12 protein-coding genes are annotated in these 12,900 nt (G+C 66.7%); 4 read left to right on the plus strand and 8 right to left on the minus strand.

Annotated elements, in window-relative coordinates:
* Positions 1 to 4: 4 nt before the first annotated feature.
* From KXD98_RS18525 to KXD98_RS18545, 5 genes are all read right to left on the minus strand, one after another.
* The gene (locus KXD98_RS18525) at positions 5 to 748 is read right to left on the minus strand and encodes a hypothetical protein (RefSeq protein ID WP_260759801.1); all 744 of its coding nucleotides are present in this window, start codon (positions 746 to 748) and stop codon (positions 5 to 7) included.
* Entirely contained in the window at positions 735 to 2,399 is a 1,665-nt protein-coding gene (locus KXD98_RS18530; RefSeq protein WP_260759802.1) for a class I SAM-dependent DNA methyltransferase, read from the minus strand. Before KXD98_RS18530 ends, KXD98_RS18525 begins: the two co-directional genes overlap by 14 nt.
* Positions 2,400 to 2,470: 71 nt before the next feature.
* A complete protein-coding gene (locus KXD98_RS18535; RefSeq protein WP_260759803.1) occupies positions 2,471 to 5,188 on the minus strand; it encodes an HAD-IC family P-type ATPase in 2,718 nt (905 codons plus the stop codon).
* Positions 5,189 to 5,263: 75 nt separating this feature from the next.
* Positions 5,264 to 5,536 carry a hypothetical protein gene (locus tag KXD98_RS18540; RefSeq protein ID WP_260759804.1) on the minus strand — a complete coding sequence of 91 codons (273 nt, stop codon included), beginning with the start codon at positions 5,534 to 5,536 and terminating at the stop codon, positions 5,264 to 5,266.
* Positions 5,537 to 5,620: 84 nt separating this feature from the next.
* Positions 5,621 to 6,571 carry a lytic transglycosylase domain-containing protein gene (locus KXD98_RS18545; protein ID WP_260759805.1) on the minus strand — a complete coding sequence of 317 codons (951 nt, stop codon included), beginning with the start codon at positions 6,569 to 6,571 and terminating at the stop codon, positions 5,621 to 5,623.
* A gap of 96 nt (positions 6,572 to 6,667) precedes the next feature.
* On the opposite strand from KXD98_RS18545, the gene KXD98_RS18550 reads away from it, so the two are divergent.
* From KXD98_RS18550 to KXD98_RS18565, 4 genes are all read left to right on the plus strand, one after another.
* Positions 6,668 to 7,471, plus strand: coding sequence for an N-acetylmuramoyl-L-alanine amidase-like domain-containing protein (locus KXD98_RS18550; RefSeq protein ID WP_396881602.1), 804 nt, complete (start codon positions 6,668 to 6,670; stop codon positions 7,469 to 7,471).
* A gap of 80 nt (positions 7,472 to 7,551) precedes the next feature.
* Positions 7,552 to 8,712 carry an acyl-CoA dehydrogenase family protein gene (locus KXD98_RS18555; protein WP_260759806.1) on the plus strand — a complete coding sequence of 387 codons (1,161 nt, stop codon included), beginning with the start codon at positions 7,552 to 7,554 and terminating at the stop codon, positions 8,710 to 8,712.
* Positions 8,713 to 8,721: 9 nt separating this feature from the next.
* A complete protein-coding gene (locus KXD98_RS18560) occupies positions 8,722 to 9,828 on the plus strand; it encodes an acyl-CoA dehydrogenase family protein (RefSeq protein WP_260759807.1) in 1,107 nt (368 codons plus the stop codon).
* Positions 9,829 to 9,907: 79 nt separating this feature from the next.
* The gene (locus KXD98_RS18565; RefSeq protein WP_260759808.1) at positions 9,908 to 10,153 is read left to right on the plus strand and encodes a hypothetical protein; all 246 of its coding nucleotides are present in this window, start codon (positions 9,908 to 9,910) and stop codon (positions 10,151 to 10,153) included.
* 48 nt (positions 10,154 to 10,201) lie between these two features.
* On the opposite strand, the gene KXD98_RS18570 is transcribed toward KXD98_RS18565, so the two are convergent.
* From KXD98_RS18570 to KXD98_RS18580, 3 genes are read right to left on the minus strand one after another with little or no spacing between them, the layout of a single operon-like run.
* A complete protein-coding gene (locus tag KXD98_RS18570; RefSeq protein WP_260759809.1) occupies positions 10,202 to 11,500 on the minus strand; it encodes a hypothetical protein in 1,299 nt (432 codons plus the stop codon).
* Positions 11,501 to 11,534: 34 nt separating this feature from the next.
* Complete coding sequence (locus tag KXD98_RS18575) at positions 11,535 to 12,152, minus strand: TetR/AcrR family transcriptional regulator (protein WP_260759810.1); 618 nt, start codon at positions 12,150 to 12,152, stop codon at positions 11,535 to 11,537.
* Positions 12,153 to 12,197: 45 nt separating this feature from the next.
* Positions 12,198 to 12,875: a DUF899 domain-containing protein gene (locus KXD98_RS18580; RefSeq protein WP_260759811.1), complete on the minus strand. Its 678-nt coding sequence runs from the start codon at positions 12,873 to 12,875 to the stop codon at positions 12,198 to 12,200.
* Between the last annotated feature and the right edge of the window lie 25 nt (positions 12,876 to 12,900).

Raw genomic sequence — 12,900 nt, forward strand, 5'->3', positions numbered from 1 at the left:
GCCGCTATTTGCTTCGGGCTTTCTTGATGCTGCCCTCGCCGGTCGCCTCGTACATGTCGAAGTTGCGCTCCACGGTCAGCTCGATCAGGTCGTCGAACACCGCCCCCAACGCGACCGGCGCGTCCGGATTGTCCACCTCGTGGCAGACGACCGACGGCGCTGCGGGGTCGGTGTCGACCAACAGCACATAGAGTCGCTCGAACTGCTCGTCGCGGTCGGCGGGGTCGGCTCGCCCGGTGAACAAGCGGAACCGGGGAAACACGTTCTGAAAGGTGCTGTTGCGCCGATCGGTGTCGTCGCCGGCCGCGCCGATGTCGAGGAAGAGGAAGCCGGCCACGACCGCGAAGGGGAACCGGCGATGCAGCGTGGTCGACTCGAACAACAGGTCACCGCGCCGGTTGGTCAGGTTCTTCTGGAAGCCGCCGCTCTGCTTGTCGCGGAACATGATGGTCTTGACCGAACAGGCCAGCAGCAGGCCGGATTCCTCGGTGGCCCAGGAGACGTCGACCTTCTTGGCGCCCAACCCGCCGGCCAGTCTGCGCTCCGCGCCCGAGTGCCCGGGGTCTCCGGGTTCGCCCGGCCGAGCACCCTCCATTCCGCGCAGGCGCAGTTCGTGGGCGATCGCCAGCGCCAGCGTGGTGCTGATCTTGAGGCCCCACGGATTCTTCTGGCTTTGCGCGGCGTCGTCGGGGGGCTTGGGCCCCGCGGCCGTGATCGCCTCGAGGATCAGATCGTCAATCCGAGCCACGGCGACCCCTGGCGACCCGACGGGCCCTCAGTTCGGCGTGAGCCTCGCGCAGCACGCCGACCGCGGATCGCGCCATGCCCAGCTCACCGATCAGCAGAACGTCGTCGACCAAGGTGGAGGCTTCCAGCAGCTCGCCCCGGCGCAGCAGGGCGGCCACGTGCGGGCGGATCGCGGTCAGCCGCTCGGCTGCCGCCTGCACCAGCGCCGCCGGCGGTACCGGCAACCGGTCGGCCTCGCGCGGCTCCAGCTTGAGCATCCCGCCCCCGTAGGCGCGGCCGACGGTCTCGGCGCCCAGCAAGGTCATCGAGGTCAGCGACGCCAACGGCAGCAGCGCCTTGCCAAGCTTGCCGAGCTTGGCATCGAGGTAGACACCGTGCACTGAGTTGAGGTGTGCGGCCCTGGCCGTGTTGGTCGACAGGCGTGGGGTGTCGGCATTCATGTAGGTCAGCAACAGATCAGCCGGAGCCAGATTCGGCACCCGCCACCACGGCGTACGCACACGGCACTTGTAAGCGGTGTGGACGCCGGCCGCCTCCCCGGCTGCGATGTAGGCCCACGCTGCCGGCGACGGCTCACCCGCCGGGCGGAACAGCCAGGTGGCCGACCCGCTACGGCCCAGCGCGTTGAGCGCGGCCGCACCGAACGCCAGCCCCCGCAGATGCCGACTGCCCGGTGGCGAGAGTCGCAGCACGTCGGTGGATTCCAGCCCGAGGTCGGCCACCCGTGCGGGTGACAACGCGAAGTACTTGTTGTTGCCGGTGACCATGCCCAGCGTGGTGTCCCCCCAGCTCTCCAGCACGGTGAAGCCGCCCTCGGAGAGCAGATCGGTGTACGCCGACAACGCGTCGGCCGACATCAGCGAGGGTGTCCACTTCTCCTCGGGCCGCACCGGGGTCCAGGTCCTCCCGGCGGCGATGGTGGCCAATTCGGCGGCGTTTCGCGCCTGGTAGATCGAGGCGTGGTCGGTCGGCCCCTGCCGGTAGCCGTCGGCCAGCAGCAGCAGCACCTCCTCCTGCGCGTCGGGGAACAACCGCTCGGTGAACAACACCAGGTCGACTCGGGCGAACGACGCCAACAGGAACCGACGTACCTCGGCCGCGTAGTTGACGCTGAGCAACTCCGCCGGCAGGACCAGGCCCATGCGGCCGCCCGGTTTGAGGAACAACGCCGAATGCACCGCGAACGCTGCCCAGCTCGAGGCCAGGTTGGTCAACCCGACACCGGCCCGCAGTGCCGCCGCGCGGGACCGGGCCCGCGCAGTGCCGGAGAAGTCCTGGTAGCGGATGTAGGGCGGGTTACCGATCACCACGTCGTAGCTGCCGGTCGGGTCGACGGTGAAGAAGTCGCCCACCCGCACGCGGGCACGGATTCCGGCGCTGCGCAACAACGTACGCGCGGCGCGGGCCGAGGCGGCGTGCAGCTCGATGCCATCGAGGGCGGCGAATTGGCCGCGGCCCTCGGATGCACGCAGCGCCGCCAACCGGTCCACCGCCGCCAACAGAAACGCCGCCTCACCACATGACGGTTCGAGGATGCGATCGGTGGTACCTCGGACCGCCCACTCGGTGACATACCGGGCGACGGACTCGGGAGTGAAGAACGCGCCGCGCGCCTTGCGTTGCGCCGCGGTATCACCGCCCTCCGTCACCATGTCCAGAATCTTGCCCTGCCGGGCCGACAAACCAGCGGTGACACCCGAGAACGACGCCCGTGCCGGCCCGCTCAGTACCCGAGCCGAAAGCCGACGGCCTTGGCGGCCTCGACGATGAGAAAGATCACCACCGAGAACCCCAGCGCCACGCTCCACCCCAGCAACGTGATCGGGGCGGTTTGGAACCAGGTGTTCATGAACGGCGCGTAGATGAACACCAGCTGCAGTGCCAACAGCACCCCCACCATCCGCCACACCCACGGATTACCCCGCAGCGCGGCCGCACGCAGGCTGGAGCGAGACACGAACCGGCAGTTGAACAGGTAGGCCATCTGCCCCATCGCCAGCATGTTCACCGCGGCAGTCTGCGCCACCGCCAGCGGGTAACCATTGGCCCGTCCGATGAAGAAGATGGCCAGTGCCGCACCCGCGACCAACACCGACACCAACGCGATCATCGACACATCGGCCAATCGCACCACCGGCTGGGTGGCCGGCCGGGGCGGCCGGGTCATCAGCCCCTCTTCGGCCTTCTCGAACACCAGCGCCAGGGCCAGCGTCACCCCGGTCACCAGGTTGATCCACAGGATCTGCACCGGCTGCAGTGGCAGCGCAAACCCGAACAATACGGCCACCAGGATCACCAGCGACTGAGATCCGTTGGTGGGCAACAGGAACAACACCGATTTACGGATGTTGTCGTAGATTCGGCGACCCTCTTCGACAGCGCGCTCGATGGTGGCGAAATTGTCGTCGGCCAGCACGATGCCGGCCGCTTCCTTGGTCGCTTCGGTGCCCTTGACCCCCATCGCGACGCCGATGTCGGCCCGGGTCAAGGCAGGTGCGTCGTTGACGCCGTCCCCGGTCATCGCGACCACGTCACCCTCGGCCTGCAACGCGCTGACGATGCGCAGTTTGTGCTCTGGACTGGTCCGGGCGAAGACGTCGACCTGCCCCACCGCCTCACGTAGCCGCGGCTGGCTCATCGCCTGCAAGTCGGCTCCGGTCAACGCCGACGGTTCACCCGCGTCACCGATGCCCATCTCACGCGCGATGGCCTTGGCGGTGCCGACGTGGTCGCCGGTGATCATCTTGACCCGGATGCCGGCGCTGTGGCAGGTCTGGATCGCGGCGATGGCTTCCGGGCGGGGCGGGTCGACGATGCCGACGATGCCGAGGAATTCCAACCCGGCATCGACATCGGCGATGTCGATGGTCTGCGCGTCTTCGGCGGGCCGCCGCGCCGCGGCGAGCACCCGCAAACCCTGGTGGCTGAGTTCGTCGATGCGCGCATGCCAGAAGTCGCGGTCCAGCGGCTCGGCCGTTCCGGCGCGCGATTGGGTGCTCGATCGGTCGAGCAGGCGGTCCGGGGCTCCCTTGACGTGCATCCACCGCAGGCCGTCGGGGGCCTCGTCGAGAGTGACCATGAACTTGTGCTCGGATTCGAACGGGATCTCGGCGCGCCGGATCATCGGCTGCTCGACGCCGGCCTTGTGTGCCAGCGCGCGCAGCGACCCTTCGGTCGGTTCTCCGACCACCCGCCAGCGGCCGTCGGTCTCGACCAGTCTGGAGTCGTTGCACTGTGACATCGCGACCACCAGTGCCCGCAGGTCCGGATGCAGGTCCAAACCGGCGGCGGCGCCGTCGAGTTCGATCTCGCCGTGCGGGGCGTAACCGGCACCGGTCACGTCGAACCGGTGGCGGGCGGTGACGACGGTGCGCACCGTCATCTCGTTCTGGGTCAGGGTGCCGGTCTTGTCCGAGCAGATCACGTTGACCGATCCCAGCGCCTCGACCGCCGGTAGCTTGCGGGTGATGGCCTTACGACGGGCCATCTGCTGAACCCCGAGCGCCAACGTCACCGTCACCACCGCCGGCAGACCTTCGGGGATGGCGGCCACCGCGAATGCGATTGCCGCGGAAATGAGTTCGTCGACGGAAAACTGGTGAAAAACACTACCGATGACCAGCATCACCGCCGCCATCGCCAAGATCAGCACCGACAGCTGGCGGCCGAACTGCGCCAACTTGCGAGTCAAGGGCGTGTCGATGCCCTCGACCTCGGTGATCAACGTCTGGATCCGTCCGATTTCGGTGGCCGTACCCGTCGCGGTCGCCACTCCGACTCCGGTACCCGCGGCCACGATGGTGCCGGAGTACACCATCGAGGTCCGGTCGCCGAGACCGGCATCGGACTCGACATGGGTGACGCTCTTGGCGGCCGGCACCGATTCGCCGGTCAATGCCGACTCTTCGACCCGCAGATTGTTGACCTCCAACAGGCGCAGATCAGCGGGGATGCGATCACCGGAGCCGATGCGCACCACGTCGCCGGGCACCACCGTCTCGGCATCGACGTCGGTCCACTGTCCGTCACGCAGCACCCGAGCCGATACCGACAACATCTCGCGGATGCTGTCGAGCGCCTTCTCGGCCTTGCCCTCCTGCAGATAGCCGACGACGCTGTTGATGATCGCCGCGGCGCCGATGACCGCGGCATCGATCCAGTCGCCCAGAATCGCCTTGAGCACCGCGCCCGCGATCAGGATGTAGATCAGCACGTTGTTGAACTGCGCGAGAAAGCGCACCAGCGGCGAGCGGTGCGGTGGTGCGGGCAGTCGGTTCGGGCCGGTCTCGGCGAGTCGAGTCTCGGCGTCGGCCGACTCCAGACCGGCAGCGGTGGTGCGCAGCGCGGCCAGGATGTCGGCGCGGCTGCGGGCATGCGCCAGACCGGCGAACTCGGCGTCCTCGACCTCCCGTTGGGCTGTTGCGTCAGGTCCGCGACTCATGCCCCGATGCTTACGGTTCCCCGAGCGGTGTGCAACCGACCGAAAGTCACCTGTCCCAACGGGTGGACGATCCGATCAGATCCCGGTACACAACGCCACGAACGGAATCGGCGCACAGATGCCGATCGAGAAACCCGGCGTCAGATCGCCGTTCCACGCCGGGGGTGGTGGTGGCGGCGGTGGTGGCGGTGGTGCCGGCGCGACGACACAGGTATCGGTCGGCGGGTCATAGACCGTGCCCGCGCCGCACTCGGCGGCCCGGGCCGGTCCCGGCGCCACGAGCAGCATCGAGGCCAGCGGCGCCACCGCCATCACCCCGAACACCGAATGTCGGACGATGTCGCGCATCGGGGCCTCCCTCGAAACATTCCGATCCGAGCGTATGCACCATCGTAGAACTGTGCGGCCCCAGCCGATCGCGAATACGTGGTCTCACTGCGGGTTTGCGGCCAGATACTCCTGCGCCGGAATCGGCTCGTCAGCTTGGTAGCCGACAGGCAGCACCACATCACCGGCGGCGGTCCGGTAATAGACGTCCCACCGGTGAAAGCCCTCGAACGCAGCCGGGTGCGCGGCGATCAGTGCCGCGTAGTGGTTGACCGCCCGCACGTACTGCCGCGAGTTGTTGTACCGGAACAGCGCTGCGTCACGGTCGTGGGCGAAGCCCCGGGCAGCCAGGAAGCGACCGGCGGCCAGGATGCTGTCGCGGGGCGACCAGATGTCGCCGCGGCCGTACACCGCGAACGTCGACGGCAGGAACTGCATGGGGCCCTCGGCGCCGGCCGTGCTGACCCCGTGGATCCGGCCGAAGGCCGTTTCGACGAAGTTGATCGCCGCGAGGTAGTTCCAGTCCACTCCGGAGGCTTCTTCGGCCTCGCCGTAGAGCCTTCTCAGCTCGGCTATCGGAGTCGGCGGGCTGACGCGCCAAGCCGGCACAGTGGGCTTGCCCGGCCCCCGGCTCATTGCCTCAAGCTGCCGACGGGCATCGACGTTTCGGTCGTAGACCTCGCGCAGCGAGGCCGGCACGCGGGGATGGGCGATTGCGTCCCATTCCGGGTGCCGGGCCAGCACCCGGTAAGCCGCCTGTTGGCGCCGGGCCGCAGCGGTCGTGACATCGTCGGATGCCGCCGGGTCACGCAGCGTGCGTTCATCGGTGACGAGATCGTCGACCAGCAGTGCCGGGTCGGCCGCCAGCGGCGGCTGCGCACGTTCCGGGGCGACCTGGTGGTGGGTCGACTCCGGGGGCGGCGGAGTCGAGGTGGCCGCCGGCTCGCGATTCGACGCGGACGTGCATCCCGCGACCAGCAGGACCGCCACAGCGGTTGCCACGATTGACGCCACGCACCGACGGCGGCCCGGCAGGACATGGCTCGCGTATCGCATCGCCTACCAGTGTGACCCGACACCGCGCGCCTGCCCACCTCCGTACAGTGGCCGACAGACTCGATGCAGCCGTCGACCACGGCAAAGGAGCCCGTGATGATTTTCTGCCGGACCCGAGGTCGGGGCCTGGGCATGTGGGTCGCCGCGGTGGTGGCACTGCTCGTGCTCGCGCCGACTCCCGTGCTCGCCGATGCGTCTCCCGCGGTGCGCATGTCGGCGCCCAGTGGGCAGATTCTCGACGCGATGCTGGCCGTTGAGGCCCGTGATTCCGGCACCGTCTCAGCCCAGTTCCTCGGCACCCGGTACGGCGCGGACACCCTGGTCGGTTCGGCCGACCAGGACGAACAACTCGTCGTCGAATTGGAGCGGGTGGATTGCTTCACCTACGCCGACTACGTCGAAGCCCTCAAACGCGCCGACGACCGTGAGACCTTCCTGGCCGGCCTCACCGATGTCCGCTACACGAACGGCGTCGTCGCGTTCGACAACCGGAGACACTTCTTCACCGACTGGGCCGCCGCCGACCCTGCCGTGGCCACCGACGTCACCGGCAGCGTCAGCGACGATGCGGTGCGGACCTCCAAACAGCTCAACCGGAAGGACACCGGCGGGGTGTATCTGCCCGGCCTACCGGTGGTCGCCCGGGAGGTCTCCTTCATTCCCAGCGATCAGGTCGACGGCGGGGTCATCAGCCGGTTGCGCACCGGCGACTACCTGGGCGCCTACGCGCTCGACGGGGGCCTTGACGTCACCCACGTCGGCCTCTTCGTCGACTCCCCGACCGGCCCGGTGTTCCGCCACGCGTCCTCGCTGCCGTCGGAGATGGCCGTGGTCGACACCCCGCTCGCCGACTACCTGGCGACCGTGCCCGGAGTGGTGGTGTTGCGTCCGGTGCGGTGATTTCCTCGGGCCCTCGGTTTGTCGACCAACCAAGTGGTTAGTCTGCAGAGAGGTCCAACGACGGAGCAGGAGAGATCGCCATGCAGCTGGCGCTGACACCCGAGGAAGCCGCCTTCCGCGACGAACTTCGCACGTTCTATACGACGAAGATTCCCCAGGACATCCGGGAGCGGGCCCGGCACGCGACGGAGTTCCACCACGAGGACATCATCACCTCTCACAAGATCCTCAACGACCACGGCCTCGCGGTGCCGAACTGGCCGGTCGAATGGGGCGGCAAGGACTGGACGCAGACCCAGCACCAGATCTGGCTCGACGAGATGCAGCTGGCCAGCGTGCCCGAACCGCTGACGTTCAACGCCAAGATGGTCGGTCCGGTGATCGCCGAGTTCGGGTCCCAAGAGCTCAAGGAGCGCTTCCTGCCCCCCACCGCGGCGCTGGACATCTGGTGGGCCCAGGGCTTCTCCGAACCCGAAGCCGGCTCAGATTTGGCGTCGCTGCGCACCACCGCCATCCGCGACGGCGACAGCTACGTCGTCAACGGTCAGAAGACCTGGACCACGCTCGGCCAGTACGCCGACTGGATCTTCTGCCTGGTCCGCACCGACCCGAACGCACCCAAGCGCCAAGCCGGCATCTCGTTCCTGCTCATCGACATGAAGACCCCCGGGGTCACGCTGCGGCCGATCAAGTTGATCGACGGTAGCTACGAGGTCAACGAGGTGTTCTTCGAGGACGCGAGGGTGCCCGCCGATCAGCTCGTCGGCGAGGAGAACCAGGGCTGGACCTATGCGAAGTTCCTGCTCGGTAACGAGCGCACCGGCATCACGCAGGTGGGCCGCACCAAGGTCAAGCTCGCCGACATCAAGGCCCGCGCCAAGAAGAGCGGACTACTCGACGACCCGTTGTTCGCCGCCCGCCTGGCCGAACTGGAGAACGACGTGCTCGCCCTGGAACTGACCCAGATGCGGGTGGTGTCGGGGTCGTCGGCGGGTAAACCCAACCCGGCATCGTCGGTGCTCAAGCTGCGCGCGAGCCAATTGCAGCAGTTGACCACCGAACTCTCGGTGGAAGTCGCCGGTCTGGATGCGCTGCCGTTCGACGCCGGCGACGGTATCTCTTCCCCGCTGTGGGCTCAGACCAGCGCCCCGCATTACCTGAACTATCGCAAGACTTCCATCTACGGCGGCAGTAACGAGGTGCAGCGCACCATCATCGCGTCGACGATTCTCGGACTGTGAGGTTGTGACATGGACTTTCAACTCAGTGAGGAGCAGGTCCTGCTCCGCGACACCGCCCGCGACGTGCTGGCACGCACTTACACCATCGAGCGCCGCCTGGAGGTCATCGACTCCGAGGCCGGCTGGAGCCGCGACGTGTGGAACCAGTTGGCCGAGATCGGCATCCTGGGGCTGGGCTTCGACGAAGACGCGGGCGGCCAGATCGAGATCATGGTCGCGCTGACCGAGATCGGTCGCCGGCTGGCGCCCGAACCCGTGGTGCATGCCGCACTCGGACCGGGTTCGCTGATCGCCGAGGCCGGCAGCGACGAGCAGCGCGCGATCCTGGATGATGTCGCCTCCGGAGAACGTCTGCTGGCATTCGCCCACTTCGAGCCTGGTACCCGCGGCCCCTCCGCCTCTGTCTCCACAACCGCTGCGCAGGACGGTGATTCGTGGACGATCACCGGAACCAAGAACCCGGTTCTGGCCGGTGACAGCGCCGACTTGCTCGTCGTCAGCGCCACGCTGCCCGCCGGCGGCACGGGGCTGTTCCTGGTCGACGCGTCAACGACCCGCCGTCAGCCCTATCGCACCTTCGACGGTCTGCGCGGCGCCCAGATCGACTTCGACGCGGCGTCCGCCGAACCGCTGGGCAGCGCCGAGGACGCGTCAGGGGCCATCGAGCGGGCCCTGGTGCGCATCTCGTCGGCCCTGTGCGCCGAGGCGCTGGGCGCAATGGAAGAGGCGCTGCGCCTGACCACTGAATACCTCACTCAGCGCAAGCAATTCGGTGTCACGTTGAGCAAGTTCCAGACGCTGACCCAGCGTGCCGCCGACATGTACGTTTCGCTTGAGCTGGCCCGCAGCTTGACGCTGTACGCGGCGATGTCGATTGCCGATGGCAACCTCGACCCGGTCATCGCGGCGCGGGCCAAGCTGCAGGCCGGCCGGTCCGGACGGCACATCAGCCAGGAGGCCATTCAGCTGCACGGCGGAATCGGCGTCACTGCGGAGTATCCGGTCAGCCATTACGCAGCACGGCTGACCGCGATCGAGCACACCCTGGGGTCCTCGCAGGACCAGCTGCGCACGCTGAGCGCCCAGGTCGGCGACTACGAAGTGGTCACCGTCTGACCCGTGGATGCTCAGAGTGATAATCGCGACACTCAGTGGGTATCCAGCAAAGAGCATCCGACCAGGCAAGGAGCGCACGATGCAGGTGAGGAAACTGTTTGCCAGTGTGGCGATCGCCGGTGGTCTCAGCTCAGCCGCGATGGCTCTGGGCGCCGGTACCGCTGGCGCTGACCCCAAGTGGTGGGAGCCCGTTCCGCCGCCCGGCCACGTCGTCCCGCCGCCTGGCCACATCGGCCAGGCCGTAGGCATCCCTCCTGGCCACATCGGTCAGTGGGTGGGCGTGCCGCCCGGCCACTGGGACAAGCCCTGGAAGTGGGTCAGGTAGCCCACACCGCGGTCCCGACGTCGACCTCCGCACGAATCAGGGCCTGCGCTAATTGCCCGGGTAAACCGCAACTGCGTAAGCATCAAGCGTGATGTGTTCGGTAGATGCCGACAGCTCGATATCAACCGAGTTTCCGGTCTTGTTGATCAGCAGGAGTTTTCGCACTCCAGCGGCGGTCACGAATGCTTGCGCATAAACGTGTGGATGCGGCGCGTGCGGGTTTCCCGCACTGGTCGCCACCAGCGTGTCGCCGGGACCGAAATGGCGAAGAAGGGTCTGCAAGGCACGGTAGCGAGCATTGGGCTCCCCGGTCTCCCAGTCGACGAGCGTGACCCCGGGAATCATTCCCGGGTAGTCCATGAATTCAGCGATACCCACCAGATCCACACCGAGGGTTACCAGGTGCGCCCACACATAAGACTGCACTGCTGCGCTGAGTTGCCAATATTGGTCCGGTATGTCGGGCGACTCGTTCAAGACATCGGGGGTGAAGGTCCCCACCTCGTTGACAAAGGTTTTGGTGTCCGGCGCCAGTCTGCGCCGGATCGACTCGATGTAGCGCACCTGGTCGACGAATCCGTCGGCTTGGGCGAAGAATGTCGCCGGCCAGTGCTCGAAGGGCGGGTTTCCCTCCGGTGAATAGGGATTGACCATGTCAGGGTGGGCATAGAAATGATAGGAAATGGCGTCACGGTGTCGCGGAGAGTCCAGGAACTGCCAGAAGTACTCCGGATCGCGGTGTTGGTGGGTCAGCGATAAGCCGACGAACTTCATCTGCGGGTCCAGCGGGCGAAGCCGTTCCACGATGGCGTCGAACAGACGGGTATACGCCTGCGGCGACAGCCCCCGTATGTCGGGTTCACAGAGAACTTCCCAGTAGGCGAACCGATACCGGTGACCTGATTCGTGCCGACGACCCACCTCGTCGGTGAATCCGCCGGCGATGTACCAACTGGCGATCCGGTAAAAGTAATCGGCCACCTCGCCGCCGGTAGGGTCGCGCAACTCGGCGCCCTGCTCGTAGTCCCAGACGATCTGGTCGGGGTCATCGGGAACGGTCACCTCAGTCGTGAACATCCACGCCGGAATGGTGGCGAAATTCGCCACCACCGGCCGCCCGTTGGTGGCGTCGATGAAGTCGGCCACGAACGGGTCGAGAAGCTGGAAATCCCAAAATGTTTCGGTATCGGTGGGCGGTTTCAGCGCCGGTACCGAGATTCTCGGGTGCGAAAACCAGGGCAGGAATCGGACCAGATCGGCATCGAGGTCACGCAGCGCGTCGAACACCCGATCGTGGATCTTCGACCCGCGCGACAGTAGCGGAGAGGTCCAAAGGTGGGTCGTCAACGTCGTCTTCGATTCGCCGGTGTTCTCTTGCCAGTCAACGTGTATCGGGATCATCACCAGTGCCTTTCGTGGAATCCAGGGATATCGGCCTGCCCAATGCGGGCAGGATTGCTTGATCGACGATGGCGGCACGGACATCGGCGCCGGGGATCTTGCCGGTGTCGATCTGGTGCTTGATCACCAGCGCTTCCCCGATGTCGGCGACGACCGCGGTGACTAGGCGGGCGTCGATCTGCCCCAGGGCTGCATAGTGATCCATGACCGTGCGGGTGAATCGTCCTCCGTGGACCTCGAAAACCTGCCGATACAACGCGTCAACCAGGTCGGGGCGGCGAGCCCGCTCGGTGAGAATCCCGGCGACGACCACGGCGTTGGGTCCCGCAAGCCAATCCGCAAGCAGGTCGAGAGACCGCAGAAGATCGGCGCGCAGATCGCCACCGTCCGGCGTGGGCACCTCGACCGGGTAGGCCTCGATCAATGCCTCCAGCAGCAGATCGTCGACGGTCCGCCAATGCCGATAGATCGACGTTTTCGCCACAGCAGCACGTCGCGCGACGCCTTCGACAGTCAGTCCGGCGACCCCGGAGTCCACGGCCTCGGCCAACACCGCGGCGTGGCACGTCGCCCGAAGATCACTTGCCGTTCTGCGCACACGGCCACCATAGCTACGGATACGTAGCTACGCAAGCGTATCGATTTAGTAGCTGTCGTGCAGTCGCATCCACTCGTAGGGCGGCTGTTGCGGCCAGCCTGGCGGTGAGTCCTCCCAGCTCTCCTGACGCCCGTACGGTGTCAGGTCGAGCAGGTCGAACACCAGCATGAAGGGCTCCTCGCCACGGCCGAACGTCTGCCACGTGTGGAACACCCGGTCGCCGTCACGCAGGAAGACGCTGATGGCGTGGTGCTCTTCGCCGTCGACGGTGGCACCGAAATCCTCGTTGAAGCGGCTGCGGCCCGACGACACCCAGGGCAGCTCCCACCCCATCCGGTCCTTGAAAGCGACGAGCTTGCCCACAGGTGCGCGCGAAACCAGCACGAAGGACGTGTCTTTGGCGTACAGATGGGACAGCGGTCCGATGTGATCGGCCATCATCGAGCAACCCGAGCAACCCTCATCCCAGTCGGGCCCGAACATGAAGTGCTGCACGATCAGTTGCCGACGTCCCTCGAACAGCTCCAGTAGCGACATCGGCCCGGATTCGGTATCGAAAGCATACGGCGTGTCGATCTGCACCATCGGCAGACGCCGGCGCGCCGCGCTGACCGAATCCTTCAGCCGGGTCAGCTCTTTCTCCCGGACCAACAACTCGGCGCGGGCGGTTTCCCATTGCGCGCGGGACACGATCGGCGGCAAGGCATCATCAACGGTTCCCATACCGTCGAGCTTGCCATCGCACCCG

The sequence above is a fragment of the Mycobacterium sp. SMC-4 genome (assembly GCF_025263265.1).
Classification (GTDB): domain Bacteria; phylum Actinomycetota; class Actinomycetes; order Mycobacteriales; family Mycobacteriaceae; genus Mycobacterium.

What these genes read in the sequence shown, in the direction of transcription:
- KXD98_RS18530 (WP_260759802.1), bottom strand. Translation starts at nt 2,399, where the DNA reads ATGGTGACGGAGGGCGGTGATACCGCGGCGCAACGCAAGGCGCGCGGC.
- KXD98_RS18535 (WP_260759803.1), bottom strand. Translation starts at nt 5,188, where the DNA reads ATGAGTCGCGGACCTGACGCAACAGCCCAACGGGAGGTCGAGGACGCC.
- KXD98_RS18540 (WP_260759804.1), bottom strand. Translation starts at nt 5,536, where the DNA reads ATGCGCGACATCGTCCGACATTCGGTGTTCGGGGTGATGGCGGTGGCG.
- KXD98_RS18545 (WP_260759805.1), bottom strand. Translation starts at nt 6,571, where the DNA reads ATGCGATACGCGAGCCATGTCCTGCCGGGCCGCCGTCGGTGCGTGGCG.
- KXD98_RS18550 (WP_396881602.1), top strand. Translation starts at nt 6,668, where the DNA reads ATGATTTTCTGCCGGACCCGAGGTCGGGGCCTGGGCATGTGGGTCGCC.
- KXD98_RS18555 (WP_260759806.1), top strand. Translation starts at nt 7,552, where the DNA reads ATGCAGCTGGCGCTGACACCCGAGGAAGCCGCCTTCCGCGACGAACTT.
- KXD98_RS18560 (WP_260759807.1), top strand. Translation starts at nt 8,722, where the DNA reads ATGGACTTTCAACTCAGTGAGGAGCAGGTCCTGCTCCGCGACACCGCC.
- KXD98_RS18565 (WP_260759808.1), top strand. Translation starts at nt 9,908, where the DNA reads ATGCAGGTGAGGAAACTGTTTGCCAGTGTGGCGATCGCCGGTGGTCTC.
- KXD98_RS18580 (WP_260759811.1), bottom strand. Translation starts at nt 12,875, where the DNA reads ATGGGAACCGTTGATGATGCCTTGCCGCCGATCGTGTCCCGCGCGCAA.